This is a genomic window from Mycolicibacterium gadium, assembly GCF_010728925.1.
Taxonomy (GTDB): domain Bacteria; phylum Actinomycetota; class Actinomycetes; order Mycobacteriales; family Mycobacteriaceae; genus Mycobacterium; species Mycobacterium gadium.
Genome location: NZ_AP022608.1, coordinates 5,945,798 through 5,964,999 on the forward strand (window position 1 = coordinate 5,945,798; position 19,202 = coordinate 5,964,999).

Annotated in this window: 3 protein-coding genes and 14 pseudogenes; 10 read left to right on the forward strand and 7 right to left on the reverse strand. The window is 65.9% G+C overall.

Translation table 11 applies throughout. From position 1 onward, the window contains the following. The first annotated feature begins 28 nt into the window (after nucleotides 1-28). The 6 pseudogenes from G6N36_RS29275 to G6N36_RS29305 all read left to right on the forward strand — a co-directional run bounded on the left by G6N36_RS29275 (nucleotide 29) and on the right by G6N36_RS29305 (nucleotide 6,870). Nucleotides 29-1,140 (forward strand): annotated as a pseudogene (locus tag G6N36_RS29275) (virulence factor Mce family protein). A gap of 1 nt (nucleotide 1,141) precedes the next feature. Beyond that, nucleotides 1,142-2,166, forward strand: a pseudogene (locus tag G6N36_RS29280) (MCE family protein); the annotation flags it as partial. 187 nt (nucleotides 2,167-2,353) lie between these two features. Next, nucleotides 2,354-3,858, forward strand: a pseudogene (istA, locus tag G6N36_RS29285) (IS21 family transposase). A gap of 98 nt (nucleotides 3,859-3,956) precedes the next feature. Next, nucleotides 3,957-4,633 (forward strand): annotated as a pseudogene (locus G6N36_RS30465) (ATP-binding protein). Between the two features lie 388 nt (nucleotides 4,634-5,021). After that, nucleotides 5,022-6,454 (forward strand): annotated as a pseudogene (locus G6N36_RS29300) (MFS transporter). After that, nucleotides 6,444-6,870: pseudogene (locus G6N36_RS29305) on the forward strand (MarR family winged helix-turn-helix transcriptional regulator). Before G6N36_RS29300 ends, G6N36_RS29305 begins: the two co-directional pseudogenes overlap by 11 nt. Before the next feature lie 10 nt (nucleotides 6,871-6,880). Here G6N36_RS29305 and G6N36_RS29310 read toward each other — a convergent pair. Then, nucleotides 6,881-8,421: pseudogene (locus G6N36_RS29310) on the reverse strand (phytoene desaturase family protein). Beyond that, nucleotides 8,418-8,659 (reverse strand): annotated as a pseudogene (locus tag G6N36_RS29315) (DUF2630 family protein). The pseudogenes G6N36_RS29310 and G6N36_RS29315 overlap by 4 nt, the downstream one beginning before the upstream one ends. Nucleotides 8,660-8,681: 22 nt before the next feature. Between G6N36_RS29315 and G6N36_RS29320 the strand changes: the two are divergent. Then, complete coding sequence (locus tag G6N36_RS29320; protein WP_179964803.1) at nucleotides 8,682-9,065, forward strand: FKBP-type peptidyl-prolyl cis-trans isomerase; 384 nt, start codon at nucleotides 8,682-8,684, stop codon at nucleotides 9,063-9,065. A 20-nt stretch (nucleotides 9,066-9,085) separates the two neighbouring features. On the opposite strand, the gene G6N36_RS30425 is transcribed toward G6N36_RS29320, so the two are convergent. The 3 genes and pseudogenes from G6N36_RS30425 to G6N36_RS29330 all read right to left on the reverse strand — a co-directional run bounded on the left by G6N36_RS30425 (nucleotide 9,086) and on the right by G6N36_RS29330 (nucleotide 11,034). After that, complete coding sequence (locus G6N36_RS30425) at nucleotides 9,086-9,772, reverse strand: sensor histidine kinase (protein WP_407938938.1); 687 nt, start codon at nucleotides 9,770-9,772, stop codon at nucleotides 9,086-9,088. Beyond that, the gene (locus G6N36_RS30430) at nucleotides 9,739-10,035 is read right to left on the reverse strand and encodes a HAMP domain-containing protein (protein ID WP_407938946.1); all 297 of its coding nucleotides are present in this window, start codon (nucleotides 10,033-10,035) and stop codon (nucleotides 9,739-9,741) included. Before G6N36_RS30430 ends, G6N36_RS30425 begins: the two co-directional genes overlap by 34 nt. A gap of 384 nt (nucleotides 10,036-10,419) precedes the next feature. Then, nucleotides 10,420-11,034, reverse strand: a pseudogene (locus G6N36_RS29330) (response regulator transcription factor). Between the two features lie 156 nt (nucleotides 11,035-11,190). On the opposite strand from G6N36_RS29330, the pseudogene G6N36_RS30175 reads away from it, so the two are divergent. Next, a pseudogene (locus tag G6N36_RS30175) lies at nucleotides 11,191-13,124 on the forward strand (ABC transporter ATP-binding protein). Continuing rightward, nucleotides 13,121-14,927, forward strand: a pseudogene (locus G6N36_RS29340) (ABC transporter ATP-binding protein). Before G6N36_RS30175 ends, G6N36_RS29340 begins: the two co-directional pseudogenes overlap by 4 nt. On the opposite strand, the pseudogene G6N36_RS30435 reads toward G6N36_RS29340, so the two are convergent. Both G6N36_RS30435 and G6N36_RS29350 read right to left on the reverse strand, forming a co-directional pair. After that, nucleotides 14,924-16,312 (reverse strand): annotated as a pseudogene (locus G6N36_RS30435) (NAD(P)-binding protein). The pseudogenes G6N36_RS29340 and G6N36_RS30435 overlap by 4 nt on opposite strands. 8 nt (nucleotides 16,313-16,320) lie before the next feature. Further along, nucleotides 16,321-17,414 (reverse strand): annotated as a pseudogene (locus G6N36_RS29350) (epoxide hydrolase family protein). Nucleotides 17,415-17,449: 35 nt separating this feature from the next. Here G6N36_RS29350 and G6N36_RS29355 point away from each other — a divergent pair. Continuing rightward, a pseudogene (locus tag G6N36_RS29355) lies at nucleotides 17,450-19,068 on the forward strand (AMP-binding protein). The last annotated feature ends 134 nt before the right edge of the window (nucleotides 19,069-19,202 follow it).

A 19,202-nucleotide genomic window follows, 5' to 3' on the forward strand; every position in this document is an offset into this window, starting at 1 on the left:
CTGGCAACATGTCGCGGCGAACGTGACGATGGTCCTGATCGTGGCCGCGATGCCCGGCTGCGGTTGGCGCGGGCTGAACTCACTGTCCCTGCCCGGCACCCAGGGCGCCGGCGCCGGTTCTTTCGTGATTCAGGCACAAATGCCTGACGTCAACAACATTGAGCCGAACTCGCGTGTGCGTGTCGCAGACGTCACGGTCGGCCATGTCACCAAAATCGAGCGCCAGGGCTGGCACGCGCTGCTGACCATGCGCCTGAACGGCGACGTCGACCTGCCCGCAAACGCGACTGCCAAGATCGGCACCACAAGTCTGCTGGGTTCCTTGCACATCGAGCTTGCACCGCCGCCCGGCGAAGCGCCGCGAGGACGGCTGCGCGACGGATCGGTCATCCCGCTGCCGGACGGCGGCGCCTACCAGTACCGAACAGACGTTGGCCGCGCTGTCGATGTTGCTCAATGGTGGTGGGCTGGGCCAGGTTCAGGACATCACCGAGGCGTTTTCCACCGCGTTTCGCGGCCGCGAGCAGGACGTGCGGAGCTTGATCACGCAGCTGAGGGAATTCACCGGCCACCTCAACGACCAGACCGGCGACATCATCGCGGCCACCGAGAGCCTCAACCGCCTGGTCGGGAAATTCAGTGCACAGCAGCCGGTTCTGGACCGGGCGTTGGCCACCGTCCCCGACGCGTTGGCGGTGCTCAACTCAGAACGAGACAACCTGGTGCAGGCGGCCGATCAGCTCGGCAAGTTCAGCGCTCTGACCGTGGACACGGTGAATCAGACGAAGGAAAACCTGGTGAAGGAGTTGAGGCAAGTCGGCCCGGTGTTGGAGTCGCTGGCCAACGCCGGGCCCAGCCTGACGCGATCCCTGAGCTTGCTTGCCACCTTCCCGTTTCCGAACGAGACCTTCGAAAACTTTCAACGCGGTGACTATGCCAATCTGACCGCCATCGTCGACCTCACGCTCAGCCGTATCGACCAAGGGATCTTCACCGGCACTCGATGGAGTGCGATCTGACCTGGCTCGAGTTGCAGTGGGGCCGCACCATCGGTCAGTTCCCCAGCCCTGCTTGTCTGGTGGCCCGAACGGTCCCGGGAATCCGTTGACGATTCCTTATCGGTGGAATCAGGGCCGCTAACATGCATTTGACCCGACGGGTGAGAATCCAGCTGGCCATCTTCACGATCGTTGCCCTTGCGACGGTGGTGGTGATGGCCCTGCACTTCATCAACCTGCCCGCCATGTTCGGCGTCGGCCGGTACACGGTGACGATGGAACTGCCGAGATCCGGTGGGCTCTATGAATCGGGCAACGTGACCTACCGCGGCACGAAGGTCGGCCGGGTGGAATCGGTGCGTCTGACCGATACCGGCGTGGAGGCGGTGCTGTCGCTGCAATCCGGCATCGACATCCCCTCAGACCTCAAAGCCGAGGTGCACAGTCAATCCGCGATCGGCGAATCCTATGTCTTGCTGTTGCCCCGGAACAGCACCTCGGCGCCGCTGAAGAACGGTGACGTGATCGCCCTCGCTGACTCGTCGGTGCCGCCGGACGTCAACGCTCTGCTCGCCGCGGCGAACACCGGTCTGCAGGCCATACCCGCGACGACCTCAAGACCGTGATCGACGAGGCCTATACGGCAGTCGGAGGGCTCGGTCCAGAACTGTCGCGTGTGATCGAAGGTGCATCCACGCTGGCGATCGACGCGCGCAAGAATCTCGATCCGCTGACCACGCTGATCGACAAGGCCGATCCGGTGTTGGATTCGCAGACCAACACGTCCGATGCGATCCAGGCGTGGGCGTCCCATGTGGCCACGGTGACCGCCGAATTGAAGACCCACGACGAGGCCGTTGCCGGCGTCATCGTCAAGGGTGGCCCGGCGGCCGCGCAGGTACGGCAACTGGTCGAGCGGCTGCAGCCCACCTTGCCCATCCTGCTGGCCAACCTAGTCAGTGTCGGGCAAGTCGCGCTCACCTATCAAAACGACATCGAACAACTCCTCGTGGTGTTTCCCCAAGCCGTTGCGGCGAACCAGGCGGGCATCCTCGCCAACCTCAACACCAAACAGGACTACAAAGGCCAATATCTGAGCTTCAACCTGAACCTCAACCTGCCGCCACCCTGCACCACCGGCTTCTTGCCCGCCCAGCAGCAGCGCGTTGCCGCGTGACAGCGGACGCGTAAAAATCCCCATTGGCGGCCAGCTGATCTCCCCGCTGGCGGTCACGAGATCTCCCCACTGACGGCCCAGCGATTTCCCCGTTGCGGTCGTGTCGTTGCCGGTGATCGGCGGCGGTGTCGGGCTGGCTGTTTGTCGACCAAGTGTGTCGAGGGCGGAAGGCCAGTAAGTGAAAAGCAGTGAGGAGATCATGGAGATTTTGGAGGCGTTCGACTTGACCGGTGGGTACCGCGCCGCGGCCGCGCTGGCCGGTTGTGATCACAAGACGGTGGCCCACTACGTGGCGTTGCGCGACGCCGGGCTCAGCCCGGATGAGCGGCCGCGGCGAGAGATGGCCATTGATCCATTCCTGGACAAGGTCGAGGTGGGTGGACCGCTCCAACGGGTTGATCCGCGCCGACGTCGCCCACGACAAGCTGGTCGCGATGGGCTTCGACGGCTCGGGCGCACCACCCGACGCGCGGTCGCGGCGGTCAGAAGAGCTGGCGGTCGGGTCATCGCCGGGTGTTTCGGCCGTGGGTGGCCGAGCCGGGGTTGTGGCTGCAGTTCGACTGGGGCCAGGACCCACCGTCGCGGGCCGGCAGACATTGTTGTTTTGCGCGTGGCTGGCCTGGTCGCGGTTTCGGGTGGTGCTGCCCACCTGGGATCGCACCCTGCCGAGCTTGCTGGGCTGTCTGGACACCACGCTGCGGGTGATCGGCGGGGCACCGACGTATGCGTTGACCGACAACGAGAAAACAGTGACCGTCGAACATGTTGCGCGGGTGCCGATTCGGCATCCCGATGTGGTCGCCGCAGGCCGTCATTACGGGATGACGATCCGCACCTGTGTGCCGGCTGATCCACAAACCAGGGTGGTTCGGAGGCCACGGTGCGCATCGCCAAGGCCGATCTGGTGCCCACCGAGGCTAATCTGCTGGACGCCTACGCCACTTTCGCTGAACTCCAGCAGGCGTGCCGGGACTTCTGCGAGCAGGTCAATGCCCGCCCGCATCGTGCCACCGGTCGGGTGCCTGCCGAGCTGTTGGTCGAGGAACTCCCGCGGCTGCATGTGCTGCCCGCCCAGCCGGTGGCCCTGGCGTTTGGGCTGACCCGTCGGGTGGGGTGGGACTCCACGATCAGCGTTGAGGGGGTGCGTTATTCGGTGCCGCACCACCATATTGATGAGCGGGTCTGGGTGCGCTGGTGTGGCGAGGAGTTGGTGGTCACCGTCATCGCCGACGGCGGCTCGGTCGAGATCGCCCGCCACGCCCGTGGGCAGCGCGGGCGACCGCAGATCCGCGACGAGCATTACCCCAGTGATCATCCGGGCGCCGCGCTGCCGGGACCGCACCACGGGCGGCCAACCCGGCCGAGGCGGCGTTTCTGGCCATCGGCGACGGCGCGGCCGCGTGGCTGGTCGAGGCCGCTGCGGCCGGCGCGTCGCGGGTGCGTTCCAAGATGGCCGAAGCGGTGGCGTTCGCCAAACTGCACGGCGCGGCCGCCGTCGATCAGGCGTTGGGTACCGCGGCGCTGGCCGGCCGCTTCGCCGATGCCGACCTGGCCGCGATCTTGACCCATCAGCAGCACGGGCCGGCCGCCGCGCCGATCCGCGTCAGCGACACCCACAGCCTGCAACCGGGTACCGCCGGCTGGGCCGGGTTCGGTGCGGTGAGCCCGGACGGTGACAAGTGACCGCGACCAACAAGCCGGCGGTGTCGGTCGGATCTGGCGTCGCCGGGCCCTCGGCCCAGACCCTCGAGGAGGTGATCGCGTTGACCCGCCGGCTGCGGATGCCCTATCTGCGCAAAGCCGCCCTCGATGTGGTCCCGACCGCCCGTGCCCAACGCTGGGATCCCGCCGAGGTGCTGCGCGTGCTGCTGGCCGAGGAGATCACCGGCCGCGACGAAGCCACCCTGCGGATACGACGCGCGCGCGAACTTCCCGGCGGGCAAGACCTTCGCCGTCTGGGACGAGAACCGCTGCTCCATTCCCGCACCCACCCAACAAGCCCTACGTGGCATGGAGTGGGTCGACCGGCGTGAACCTGTGCGTGTGCGGGCCCAGCGGGACCGGCAAGAGCCACTTCTGCGAAGCGTTGGGGCAGTTGGCCATCGACACCGGCCGCACCGTGGCCTGGTTTTCCATCGACGAACTCGGCGCCACGGTGCGCCGTCACCGCGCCGACGACTCGATCACCAAAGCCATGCGCCCGCATCACCCGCGTCGATCTGATCATCGTCGATGCCTGCTACGAAACCACGTTTCGCTGCGGTCTCATCGAACCATCCCGCCCGATTCGACGAACTGATGCCCAAGACCCTGGCCACCGCCACCGTCGACTAGCTGCTGCACCGCGCCACGTCTGCGTCACCGAGGTCAATCGTTCCGGTTCGCTCAAGCCACCACCGGCAAGGGGGTGGCGCCACTTCCGTTTGAACGAACCGGGGAGATCCGTGTCCGTCCGTGAGGACTTTTCATGGCCACCAGCGAAGATCTGACCGTCATGGGGAGGCCCATGAGCTGGACTACCGATCGTGGTTTCACCCGCCAGCGTCGCGGAACCAGCGAAATCCCGTGCGCCTCGACACGCCGACAGCCCAGCTTGCCTCCTCGACAGTATGGCCATCACTGACATGCCTCCAGAACTGACGAACAACAGAGCTCAAAGTCAAAACAGACAACGCAACGCCTCCACACGAATCAGAGACTGTTGCATCGACCCCTAGACCCCAAGCCGGCCCGAGCGTGTCATAACTCCACACTCGGCGTCGTAACGCATCTCACTCGCGGCGGGGCTTGCCATCGCAACAGTTGTAGTTTCACAATAGTTGTGTGAATGAAAGTGTCGTCCGCTCATTGAGCCCCGGCGCAAGGCCATCATCTTGGTGTCCTGCTGCCTGAGCCTGCTGATCGTGTCGATGGACGCGACGATCGTCAACGTCGCCATTCCGAACATCCGCAAGGATCTCGGCGCCACGGCCTCGCAGCTGCAGTGGGTCATCGACATCTACACGCTGGTGCTGGCGTCGCTGCTGTTGCTGGCGGGCGCGGCGGCGGACCGGTTCGGCCGTCGGCGCACCTTCCAGATCGGGCTGACGGTGTTCGCGATCGGCTCCTGCTGTGCAGCCTCGCGCCCAACATCGAGACGCTGATCGCCGCGCGATTCGTACAAGCCGTAGGCGGTTCGATGATGAACCCGGTCGCCATGTCGATCATCACGCAGGTGTTCACCGGCCGGGTCGAGCGCGCCCGCGCCATCGGCGTGTGGGGTGGTGTCGTCGGCATCTCGATGGCGTTGGGCCCGATCGTCGGCGGGGCGCTCATCGAGTTCGTGAACTGGCGTTCGGTGTTCTGGATCAACCTGCCGATCTGCGCGCTCGCGATCCTGCTCACCGCGATCTTCGTGCCGGAATCCAAGTCGACCACCATGCGCGACGTCGACCCGATCGGTCAGGGCCTCGGCATGGCCTTCCTGTTCGGCACCGTTTTCGTCCTCATCGAAGGCCCGAACTTCGGCTGGGGTGACGCCCGCACCATCGTCGTGGCCGTCGTCGCGGCTATCGCCCTGGTCGCCTTCCTCCTTTTCGAGTCCCGACGCCACGACCCCTTCATCGATCTCCGCTTCTTCCGCAGCATCCCGTTCGCGTCCGCGACCGATCGCGGTGTGCGCGTTCGCGGCGTGGGGTGCCTTCCTGTTCATGATGTCGCTTTACCTGCAGGAAGAGCGCGGATTCTCGGCCATGGAGACCGGGTTGATCTATCTGCCGGTAGCCATTGGCGCGCTGGTGTTCTCACCGCTGTCGGGCCGGATGGTCGGACGATGGGGGAGCCGGCCGTCGATCGTCATCGCGGGTGTGCTGATCACCGCGTCGACGGTGCTGCTCACCTCGTTGAGCGCGACGACGCCGGTGTGGCAGCTACTGATGATCTTCGCAGTGTTCGGCATCGGCTTCTCGATGGTGAACGCCCCGATCACGAATGCTGCCGTCAGCGGCATGCCGACCGACCGGGCCGGCGCGGCATCGGCCGTCGCGAGCACCAGCCGCCAGGTGGGCGTCAGTCTCGGTGTGGCGGTGTGCGGTTCGATCGCCGGGGCGGCGCTGGCGACGGCGGAGCGGACTTCGCCGTCGCTGCGCGACCGCTGTGGGTCATCTGCGCGCTGCTCGGGGTGACGATCGTCGCGCTCGGCGTGTACTCGACCTCGCCCCGCGCACTGCGTTCGGCCGAGCGACTCGCACCGCTGATCGCGGGAACTGACGCACGAGTGGAGGTCGCCAATGTCCGATAACCCGTTGGCCGACGAGGTCTGGCGCACCATGGCCGCGGTGGTGATCGACAACCGCGACTCGTGGAAGCGGGCGGTGGTCGAGCGATCAGGCTTGCCGTTCAGCAGGATTCGCATTCTCAAGCGACTGAGCCGTCGATCGATGTCTGTGAAGGAGTTGGCGCATGCGGCAACCATCGACGCGCCTGCGGCGACCCGTGGTCAACGACCTCGAGGGTCGCGGGCTGGTGGCGCGCGAGATCGATCCGGCGAACCGACGCTGCAAGATCGTGTCGCTCACCGAAGACGGCCAGGCGATGGTTCGCATGATCGACGCGACCGAGGACCCGGCACCCGAGGCGCTGACGTCCCTCGACGACGCCGATCTCAAGCGGCTTCAATCGATTTTGGTGCGCATACAATCGCTCAGCGATCGTTAGCGCGCCGAAATCACATTTCCAGAACGGCCATCGCGGCATTGTGGCCGCCGATCCCCGAACCGCGCCACCACGGCGTGATCCCGAGCCGCACAACAGAATCCGGTCATGCGCGGTCGCCACACCCCAGCGCCGCGCCGGGGTGTCCAGCGGCTCGTCGTTCTCGACGAACGGCCACGACAGCGCGCCGTGGAAGATGTTGCCCGCCGTCATGCCGAGCGAGTGCTCCAGGTCGGCTGTCGTCTTCGCTTCGATGCACAGCCGTCCGGCGGAATCCTGCATCAGCACATCTTGAATGGGTTCGGCCAGAACGGAGTTCAGCGAGTTGAGCACTGCCGAGGTCAAGGTATCCCGCATTCGGTCGGGGTCGCCGGCGGAAACCAGCGTATGCGGGGTGTGCAGGCCGAAGACCGTCAATGTCTGCGCGCCGGAGGCTGAAGGCTGTCGGACAGGATCGTCGGATCGGTCAGTGAGTGACAGTAGATCTCGCACGGTAGCGGGTCGGGTACGACGCCGTGATCCGCACGTAGGCCGTGTCGAGTTGGCGGTAGGTCTCGTTGATGTGGAATGTCCCGCCGAAAGCCTGTTCCGGCGAGACGGTTTGGTCGTGCAACCGCGGCAGTCTCTGCAGCATCAGGTTGACCTTCACCTGCGCGCCCGGTGCCTGCACGGGTGCGGGTTCGCCAGCAGCGTCGCGAGCACCGTCGGCGTGACGTTCGAAAGGATGTGTCCCGCGTGGACGCGGTGGTCGCGGCCCTCCCGACGGTAACGCACCTCCCCGTCGGCGGTGATCGCGTAAACCTCGGCATCACAGATGATTTCGGCGCCGTATCCGGTGGCTGCGGCAGCCAGTGCACCGCTGACCGCGCCCATACCGCCGATCGGGACGTCCCAGTCGCCGGTGCCACCGCCGAGCAGGTGGTACAGGAAGCAGATGTTCTGGGTCAGCGCGGGATCGTTGAGGCGGGCGAACGTGCCGATCAGCGCATCGGTGGCCATCACACCGCGCACGAGGTCGTTCGACACGGCGGCGGTGATGGCCTGTCCGATCGGCTCGTCCACCATCAGGTGCCAGGTGACGTCGTCGCCGACGTGCCTGCGCGCTTCGTCGCGGGTGCTCAGCGGCCGCAGCAGCGTCGGCCACATGCGCGACGTCAGCGCGCGGCAGCGTTGGTAGAACGCCTCGAAGCCGGCCTCGTCCGACGCCGCGCCCACGGAGTCGAAGGTCGAGGGCGGCCCGATCAACAGCCGGCCGCCCGCTTCCGGATCGGGTGTGTACGACGAATAGCGGCGGCGCACCCGAACCCGAGCGCCGGGTCCTCGACGATGCGCCGCGGTAGCAGGCTCACCAGATACGAGTAGCGCGACAGCCGCGCGTCCACACCCTCGAAGGCGTGCGCGGACACCGCCGCGCCGCCGACGTGGTCCAGCCGCTCCAGCACCTGTACCCGTCGACCGGCTCGGGCGAGGTAGGCAACCACCAGCCCGTTGTGCGCCGCCGATGACGACGACGTCGGATGTCGCCGGCCTGGCGGCTCCGGTGTCGGAGTTCAGTTGAGGTAACCCTCGACCTCGTCGGGCGGACGGACGCTCGCAGCCCCCGGATCGCCGCCGGTCTCACGAAGCGCGCGGCGCTGGCGCAGCCCAGCACTGGTCCAACTGCACCTCCAGGGCGCGTAGACGTTGATGCTCCTCGGACTCGTCGATCTCGCGGTGCTGCAGCTGCGCGCAGCTCCTTCTCCTCGGCAACGAGCTGGTTCACCTGATCGAGAATGTCTTGGTCCTTCGCCATTGCTTCAGTGTGCCCGACTACGGTGAATACGGTGACTTCCAATTCAGGACAGAAGCCCGAGATCGAGTTCATCGACGGCCCCCCTCCAACCGAACTGGTCATCAAGGATCTGGTCGTCGGCGACGGTGCCGAGGCGGTGCCCGGTGGCAACGTCGAGGTGCACTACGTTGGCGTCGAGTTCGACACCGGCGAGGAGTTCGACAGTTCGTGGGCGCGAAACGAGTCGATCGAATTCCCGCTGCGTGGCCTGATCCAGGGCTGGCAAGACGGCATCCCCGGCATGAAGGTCGGCGGCAGGCGCCAGCTCGTCATCCCGCCGGAGCAGGCCTACGGACCCGCAGGCGGCGGGCACCGGCTGTCCGGCAAGACTCTGATTTTTGTTATCGACCTACTGGGCACTAGGTAACTTTCTCCCAGGAGACTCAACTAGCTCGGGCCGGGCAGCCTCAGCAACAGCCGGGCGCCGCCGAGCGGACTCTCCTCCAGAGCGGCTGTGCCGCCGTGCAATTCGGCCTGCTGCAACCAGCGCCAGCCCCAGCCCCGACCCAGGTGCGACGCTGTCGAACCGCGCGAGAACCGGTCGAACACCAGCTTGCGTTCCTCTTCGGGGACGCCGACGCCGTCGTCGTCGATCGCGATCTCCACGCCGGCGCGCGAACTGACCGCCGACAGCTGCACCCGGGACGCGCCCCCGTGCTTGATGGCGTTGGCGATCGCATTGTCCACCGCCAGCCGCAACCCGGCAGGCAGCCCGACGATGATCACGGTCGGCGCGGGCACCAGCGACACGTCCAGCTCCGGGTACACCCGCATGGCGTCGTGGGCGGCGCGGTCCAGCAGCTCGGTGATGTCGACGGGCACGTGGTCGTCGGCCGTCGACAGCTCACCCTGGGCCAGCCGCTCCAGTGCCCCGAGCGTGGCCTCGATGCGCGACTGCGTGCGGATGACGTCGTTGACGACTTCCTTGCGTTGTTCCTCGGGCAGATCCAACGTGGCCAGCACCTCGAGGTTGGTCCGCATCGCGGTCAGCGGCGTCCGGAGTTCGTGCGCGGACACCGACGCGAAGTCGCGGGCCGACGTCAACGCCGCCTGGTCTTGTCCTGTTCGTTCCACACACGTTCGACCAGTCCCTGCACCGCCTCGGCGATCTCGACGGCCTCGGTGGCACCGGCGACGTCGATGTCGGGATCCTCGTCGCCCGCGTCGATCTGCCGGGTCTGCTGGGCAAGGCGTTTGAACGGGCGCACGGCGAACGCGGCGAGCACCCACCCGCCCACGGTTGCGGCGCCGATCGCCAGGGTGCAGATGATGATCACCCGGCGATGCAGGTTGTTGATGTCGGCGATGGTTCCTTCGTACGTCGCCCCGACGGCCACCGACATCGGTTCGGGCAGGCGGATGTCGACGGTGCGGACGCGGTAGCGCACGCCGTCGATGTACGTGTCGGCGTAGCCCGGCTCCATCTCCGGCAGGACGATGTCGGAGTTCGACGTGACCTGACCGTCCTTGTGATGATGGCGTCCTGATCGTTCGGCGACTTCGGGATCTCGTCGAGCCCGCGGGGAACGAACGGGATCGCGAAGCCGGCCGCCTCGTCGAGCCTGCGGTCCAGCCGCTCGTTCCACGCGTCGGTGATGCCGAACCAGACCACGGTGCCCGCGATGACGACGACGATCGCGCCGGCGATGGCGCTGGTGAACGCCACCCGCTGTCGAAGTGAGGGGGTCCGCCGGAAGACGCGCGTCAGAATGCTCATCGGACTACTGCGTGCGCAGGACGAAGCCCACTCCACGGTGTGCAGCAGGGGTGCGCCACCTGCCTCGAGCTTGCGGCGCAGATATCCGATGAAGACGTCGACGACGTTGGTGTCGGCGGCGAAGTCGTATCCCCACACCAGCTCGAGCAGTTGAGCCCGTGACAGCACCGCGGTCTTGTGCTCGGCCAGCACGGCGAGCAGATCGAACTCGCGCTTGGTGAGGTCGACGTCGACGCCGTTGACGCGGGCGCGACGGCGGGGGATGTCGACCTCCAGAGGGCCGACCTGGATGGTCTCGGACGAGAACGTCGCTGTGGAACCGCGGCGGCGCAGCAGCGCCTTGACCCGGGCCACAGTTCCTGGAGCACGAACGGTTTGACGAGATAGTCGTCGGCGCCGGCTTCTAGACCGGCGACCCGGTCGTCGACCGAACTGCGCGCCGACAGGACACACACGGGCACGTCGTTGTCCATCGCACGCAGCGCGGTCACCACGCTGACGCCGTCGAGGACGGGCATGTTGATGTCGAGCACGATCGCGTCGGGCGGGTCTCCGTCGCACTGCGCAGCGCTTCGGCGCCGTCGATCGCGGTGAAGACACATCCGAAACCGAGCCGCAGTCCGCGCTCGAGTGAGGCGAATCAGATCAGATCGTCCATTCCATCCGGAATCCGTCCATTCGACCCGTCCATTCCATTCCTTGACCTCAATGTTTGTTGAGGTTTTACGGTGCGTCCAGCACGTTAACAGTTGCAGGTAATGGGAAGATCTTCTAAGTGACTGACTCCTCGAACGCGCTTCGCGCGGCGCCGGCTCTGCGCCGCCGCCCAAACGCGTCAGAGCGAGCTCGGATTTGTGGCGCATCCTGCCCTACCTCATGCCTTACCGCGTCCGCTGGATCGCGATGGTCGCGACCGCGCTCCTTTCCCTTGTCGCCACCGTGGCGATCCCGCTGATGACCAAGGCCGTCATCGACGGCTGGGTGCGTCAGGATCAGCAGGGACTCTGGCTGCTCGGCGCCGCGGCGATGGGCGTCGGCATCTCCGAGGCGGTGCTGTGGTTCATCCGGCGGTGGCTGGTCGCGCGGGCCACCATGGGCGTGGAAGCCGACATCCGCAGGGACCTCTACGCCCGCCTGCAGATCCTGCCGATGATCTTCCATGGCCGTTGGCAGTCGGGTCAGCTGCTGTCGCGAATCATGAACGACCTCGGCACGATTCGCCGATTCATGTCGTTCGGCATGGTCTTCCTGCTGCTGTCCACCATTCAGATCACCGCGGTGACCATCATTTTGCTGACGATGTACTGGCCACTCGGTGTGGTCGTGCTGCTGTCGATCGTGCCGATCGCCGCGACCGTGCTGCATTTCCAGCGGGAGTACGTGCGGTTGTCGCGGTTGGCTCAGGATCAGGCAGGCCACGTCGCCACCCATGTCGAGGAATCCGCGTTGGGTTTGCGGGTGGTGAAGTCGTTCGGTCGCGAGGACTACGTCTACGAGGGTTCGACGAGCAAGTCACCGATCTCTACGACACCCAGCTCGACAGAGTCCAGGTGTCCGCCAAGTTCTGGACGCTGCTCGAGGTCATCCCCAACCTGACGCTGATCGTGGTGCTCGGCTTCGGTGCGTACGCCGCCGGGCACGGCGTGGTGACCATGGGCACGCTGGTCGCGTTCATCACGATGATGCTGTCGCTGGTCTGGCCGATCGCGTCGCTGGGATTCCTGCTGTCCATGACGCAGGAGTCGTTCACCGCCAACCGCATCGCCGAGATTTTCGATGCACCAGTGGAAATCGTCGACGGTCCCAGTGACGTCGTGCCGTCGCGCGGCAGGCTGGAGTTGGTCGACGTCGGGTTCCGGTTCCCCGATGCCGGCGATGACCGGCCGGCGGCGTCCGGTGAAGCGGACAACTGGGTTCTGCGCCACGTCACCGTCACCGTGGAACCGGGAGACGCTGGCGCTCGTCGGTTCGACAGGATCGGGCAAGTCCGTGTTGGCATCGCTGGTGTCGCGGCTCCACGACGTCACCGAGGGCGCGATCCGCATCGACGGCACAGACATTCGTGAGATGTCGCTGCCCACCCTGCGCAAGACGGTGGCCACCGCGTTCGAGGATCCGACGCTGTTCTCCATGTCTGTCGCCGAGAACCTGAGGTTGGGCGCCCCGGATGCGACCAACGAAGAGATGGCCCGGCGATCGACGTCGCAGCCGCACAGTTCGTTTACGACCTGCCGTTCGGTCTGGACACCCGCATCGGCGAGCAGGGCATGAGCCTGTCCGGCGGTCAGCGGCAACGGCTTTCGCTCGCGCGCGCCATTTTGGCGGCACCGAAGATCCTCGTCCTCGACGACACGCTGTCCGCGCTGGACGTGCACACCGAGGCCGTCGTCGAGGAGGCTCTGCGTCGGGTCTTGCACGCGGTGACCGGCATCGTCGTCGCGCATCGCGCATCGACGGTATTGCTCGCCGACAAGGTCGCACTGCTGGACGACGGCGTCATCACCCACGTCGGCACGCACGAGTTGCTTGCCGCCGTCCAGTACCTATCTGCTGGCCGCCGACGACGAACTCGACGACGGCCGCGAGCGTGCCTGCAGTGGCAGGAGGACGACGACCGTCACCGGCTCGACCACATACAGCGAGCAGGAAGCACTGGAACACGAGCGCGTAGAGCCCAGGTTCGTCACCTCGGAGGCCGAGGGTCGATGAGCATCACCGAGTGGCGCGGTAGGTTCGACGAGGACCAGGACGACGACCTGCCGATCGACGAGAGCCTTCCGCGGCGCCGCGAGGCCCGCGCACTGCTCGGCTCGCTACTGCGGCCGTACAGCAGGACGGTGGCCCTGCTCGCGCTCGTCGTCGTGGTGGAAAACGCTGCCCGCCTTTCTGTTCCGATTCTGGTGCAGCGAGGCATCGACCGGGGCATTCCGCCGATCGTCGACGGGGGTTCGGCACACACCCTGATGCTGGTGGTGGCTACCTTGGCCGGAGTGGTGCTGGTGCAGGCCGTCAGCAGAGTCTTCTTCCTGCGGCGGTCGGGCCGTGTTGGGCAGAAGGTCCTGACGGAGTTGCGGCGCAGGGTGTTCCGGCACTTCCAGCGACTCGACATCAGGTTCCACGACCGCTACACCTCGGGCCGGGTGGTGAGCCGGTCCACCAACGACGTCGAGGCCATCCAGGACATGCTCGAGACGGGTTTCGACAGCATGATCACCGCGGCGCTGACCCTGGTCGGCACCTCGATTCTGCTTGTGACGCTGGATGTTCGGCTCGGCCTGATGTGTCTGGTCGCCGTGCCCATCCTGGTCGCGCTGGTGTGGTGGTTCCGCAACGAGTCGGCCAAGGTCTACCGCAAGGTGCGCGAAAGCGCGGCACTGGTGATCGTGCAGTTCGTCGAGACGATGACCGGTATCAAGGCGGTGCAGGCGTATCGCCGGGAACCCCGCAACCAAGAGATCTTCGAGGACGTTGCCGACGACTACCGCGAGATCAACGAGAAGACCTTCAGGTTGCTCGCGATCTTCATGCCCGGTGTGAAACTCGTCGGCAACTTGACCACCAGCGTGGTGCTGCTCTACGGCGGCTACCGCGTGCTGCACGGCGAGACCATCGGCACGCTGGCGGCGTTCCTGCTCTGCGGATGTTCTTCGAACCGATGCAGGAGATCTCGCAGTTCTTCAATACGTTCCAGTCCGCATCATCGGCGCTGGAGAAGCTGGCGGGTGTGCTCGCCGAGCGGCCGAGCATCAGCGATCCGCAGCAGCCCGTCGAACTCGACACGGTCCGCGGTGACATCGCGTTCAACGATGTGCAGTTCTCGTACGTCGAGGGACGTCCCGTGTTGCCGGATCTCAACCTCGTGGTGCCTGCAGGTCAAACCGTCGCGCTGGTGGGCACCACAGGTGCGGGCAAACAACCATCGCGAAACTCATTGCGCGCTTCTATGATCCGTCGTCGGGATCGGTCACCTTGGACGGCGTCGACTTGCGCGACCTCGTCCGAGCTGCGTCGCCACGTCGTCATGGTGACGCAGGAGAACTTCATGTTCGAGGGCACCGTGGCCGACAACATTCGCTTCGGCAGGCCTGACGCGACAGACGACGAGGTGGTCGCGGCGGCGGAGCCGTCGGCGCGGACCGGTTCATCGACGCGCTTCCGAGGGCTACGACACCGACGTCGCCAAGCGCGGTGGACGGCTGTCGGCCGGCCAGCGGCAACTGGTGGCCTCGCCAGAGCCTTTCTCGCCGACCCGCGGTGCTGATCCTCGACGAGGCGACGTCGTCGCTGGACATCCCCAGCGAGCGGCAGGTGCAACGTGCGCTGGAGACGGTGCTCGCCGACCGGACCGCGCTCGTCATCGCGCACCGGCTGTCCACCGTGCAGGTCGCCGATCGGGTGTTGGTAGTCGAGCACGGGCGCATCGTCGAGGACGGCTCGCCCGACGAGCTGATCGGTCGCACCGATGGCCGGTACGCGGCGCTGCACCGCGCCTGGGAAGAGTCGCTGGCTTAGTCGTCGGCGTATCCGGCCTGCGCCAGCAGCTTCTCCAGCTTGTCGTTGATCACGGGCATATTGGAGTTCAGCACCGAGATGATCTTCTCCCGGGCACGCTCGCTGACGCCGGCCGACACGTGATGCAGGACGTTTAGCCGTGACGCGTCGACCCACGCCATCATGTCGGGATCGGTGAACCACTGCAGCTGGTTCTTGTTGAACGCCAGCATCATTCGCAACCAGTCGATGGGATCGGACGGATAGGGCACGGGGTTGCAGTACGCGTTCTTGGTCTCGTCGTCGGGGTACGTCGCTTCGACGTGGCCGATGACGGCCGCGCTGAATGCGGGCTGGCAGGTCCGCACCGCCTGTAGGGCGATGCCCTCATCGGTGAACACCGTTGTCGGCGCGATTCGCGCGAAACCGTCTGCGCTGCAGTCGATGTACAACGCTGAGCCGTCGATGTCGAGGGTCCCACCCTCGAGCGTGATGCGGCCCGCTCGATCGACTGGACATGACCCATCCGGACGACATCGGAGATTCGTCGCAACTCCTCGAGTTCTGACTTCGACAGGATCGCGCACCGGTACATCGTGGGCTCGACGGAGGTGTCGATGCGCTGTAGACAGCCCTTGTCCTCCAGGATCCTGAACAGATCCGGCAGCGACTCGGCCTCCAGCACCGCGTTGAGCTGATTGGAGAAGTCGCGCAACACACCGCGCGCGAACTGCGAGCCGGGCTGGATCGCCGCGCGGTCCAGCAGCCACGAGTCGCGCGGCTTGATCCACGTCAACCGCGCCGGCGCCACGCCGTGGCGCAACAGCCACAGGCATGCATCCATCGCGGTCTTGCCCGCCCCCACGATCACGTACCGCCCCCGCGCCTCGCGGAGACGCGGCAGCGCGTTGGGCGGCACGCATTCGACGCCGGCGGCGACGTCGTAGGACGGCCCGCGCATCGACGGCACGACGATCTCGACGTGTGTGGTGACGACGCGGCGCGCGGTCACTTCGATCTCTTCGCCGCCGAGCGTGCGCACGCGCCCGTCGCCGAGGTATTCGCTCATCGGCAGGTACGTCACTCGACCCGTCGGCAGCAGATGCTGACGCATCACCGCGTCGAAGTAGGCGCAGACCTCCGCGCCGCTGGCCCTCGTAGTAGCCGGCGTTCAGGCCGCTGTGGTCGATGGTGTCGCTGCCCAGACTCCGCGAGTTCACGCCGTAGTACGCCGACGGCTGATGCAGGCGCACGAACGGGTACGCCGCCGTCCAGTGGCCCCCCGGCTGGTCGTTGCGATCGACCACCACGACCGTCGCGTCCGTTTCGGCCACCAGTGTGTCGGTGAACGCGAGCCCCATGGCGCCCGCGCCGACGACGAGGTAGTCGGCCTCGATCGTTCGCATCGAATCTCCTAGCGCAGCGTGGTGAAGAACTTTCCGACGTCGTCGACGAACAGCTCCGGCTGTTCGAACGCCGCGAAATGTCCCCCGCGCGGCATGTCCGTCCAGTGCGTGATGTTGTACCCGGCCTCGCACCAACTACGCGGCGCGGGATCTCCCTGGGGAACGCCGCGACGCCGGTGGGCAGCTCGACGCGGTCGAAGCTGCCGAACGCGTTGAAGCTCTCCCAGTACAGCCGCGCCGACGACGCCCCGGACGCGGTCAACCAGTACAGCATCACGTTGTCGAGCATCTCGTCGCGGGTCAGCACGTTCTCCGGATCGCCGTCGCTGTCCGTCCACGACCAGAACTTCTCGACGATCCACGCCAACTGGCCAACGGGGGAGTCCACCAATCCGTAGCCGACGGTTTGCGGCCGCGTCGACTGCTGTTTGGAGTAGCCGGAATCCCACTTCTGGTAGTACTGGCCCCGTTCGAGCGCCGCCTTCTCCTCCTCGGTCGGATTGTCGAGTTTGCCGGGCGGGAAGCCGAGCGGCATGTTCAGGTGGATGCCCGCGCATCTGCCGCCGTTGCGGCCGATCTGCGTCGTCACGGCAGCGCCCCAGTCGCCGCCCTGCGCGCCGAAGCGTTCGTAGCCCAACCGGCCCATCAGGGTGTCCCACGCCGTCGCGATCTTCTCGACGCCCCAGCCCGTCGCGGTGGGCTTGGCGGAGAAGCCGTATCCCGGCAGCGACGGGCACACCACGTCGAACCCGCGTTCGGTCAGCGGCTCGATGACTTTGTGGAACTCGACGATCGAACCGGGCCAACCGTGGGTGATCAGCAGCGGGAACGCATTCTTCTCATCCGAGCGCTGATGAATGAAATGAATGTCGAGACCGTCGATTTCCGTCGTGAAGTGGTCGAACCGGTTCAGCGCCGCTTCGCGTGCCCGCCAGTCGTATTCGGTGGCCCAGTAGTCGGCCAGCCGCCGGGTGTAGGCCAGCGGGATGCCCTGGCTCCAGTCGTCGACGCATTCGGCCTCGGGCCAGCGGGTGCGGGCCAACCTGGTCTGCAGGTCGTCGAGATCGGAGTCGGGAATTGCGATGCGGAAGGGAGAAACCATGGTCGGATCCTCCCAGAGAGCGCAATATTGAGCTGATGAAGTCGCAAGACGCGGGTCGCACCGACATCCCCATTCTCGAGGAGACCATCGGGCAGAACTTCGAACGCACCGTCGCGGCCAACCCCGGCGGCGATGCATTGGTTGACATGGCAAGCAGTCGGCGGTGGACGTACGCCGAACTCAACGACGACGTGGACCTGATCGCCCGCGGCCTGATGGCGCTGGGCATCGAACGCGGTGAACGCGTCGGCATCTGGGCGCCCAACTGCCCCGAGTGGACGATCGTGCAGTACGCGACCGCGAAGATCGGCGCGATTCTGGTCAACATCAATCCGGCTTACCGCACCCACGAACTCGCCTACGTACTGCAGCAGTCCGGTATCCGGACGCTGATCTCCGCCACATCGTTCAAGACGTCGGACTACGTGAGCATGGTCGACGAGGTGAGTGCCGAGGCACCCGAACTGCGGGACGTGCTGTACCTGGAAAGGGACTGGCGTGCTCTGGTCGACAAGGCGGAGCAGGTATCCGTCGACGAACTCCGGGCGCGGACGGACTCGCTGGACAACACCCAACCGATCAACATCCAATACACCTCGGGCACAACGGGTTTCCCAAGGGCGCGACGCTCTCGCATCGCAACATCCTCAACAACGGCTACTTCACCACCGAGCTCATCAACTTCGGCCCGAACGACCGCCTGTGCATACCGGTGCCCTTCTATCACTGCTTCGGCATGGTGATGGGCAACCTGGGGTGTGAGCCACGGCGCCACGATGGTGATCCCGGCGCCGGCCTTCGATCCCGCCCTCACCCTGGAGGCCATCGAAAAGGAAAGGTGTACAGGCGTTTACGGGGTGCCGACGATGTTCATCGCGATGCTCGGCCAGCCCGACCTGGCGCAGCGCGATCTGTCTTCGCTGCACGGGCATCATGGCCGGATCGGTCTGCCCGGTCGAGGTCATGAAGCGCTGCGTCAGCGACATGCACATGACCGAGGTGGCGATCGCCTACGGCATGACGGAGACGTCGCCGGTGTCCTGTCAGACGCTCATCGACGACGACCTCGAACGTCGTACCAGTTCGATCGGCCGGGCCCATCCGCACGTCGAGATCAAAATCGTCGACCCTGAAACCGGCGCGGTCGTCGAACGCGGATTGCCCGGCGAATTCTGCACGCGCGGTTACTCGGTGATGCTCGGCTATTGGGACGACGAGGCCAAGACCGGCGAGGCGATCGACCGGGACGGCTGGATGCACACCGGTGATCTGGCGGTCATGCGCGACGACGGGTACTGCAACGTCGTCGGCCGCATCAAGGACATGGTGATCCGGGGCGGTGAGAACATCTACCCGCGCGAAATCGAGGAGTTTCTCTACACCCATCCCGATATCGACGACGCGCAGGTGATCGGCGTCCCCGACGAAGTTCGGCGAGGAAGTCTGCGCGTGGGTGCGGATGAAGCCGGGTAAGGACCCGCTGGACGCCCAGGCTCTGCGGGAATTCGCCGACGGAAAGCTGGCCCACTACAAGATCCCGCGCTACGTGCACGTTGTCGACGAGTTCCCGATGACCGTCACCGGCAAGGTGCGCAAAGTCGACATGCGCGCCGAAACGGTCAAACTTCTCGGTCTCGACTCCACGGAGGGATGAGTTCTGGTCGCCACCGGAGTCTTCACCTACGTGACGTCCCCATCGACTCTCGCCCGACGGGCGTGCGCCGGTGGCGGCCGTCTCGGCCGGACTGCACGCGGCGATGCTCGGCCACGCGTCCAGCCTGGTCGCGG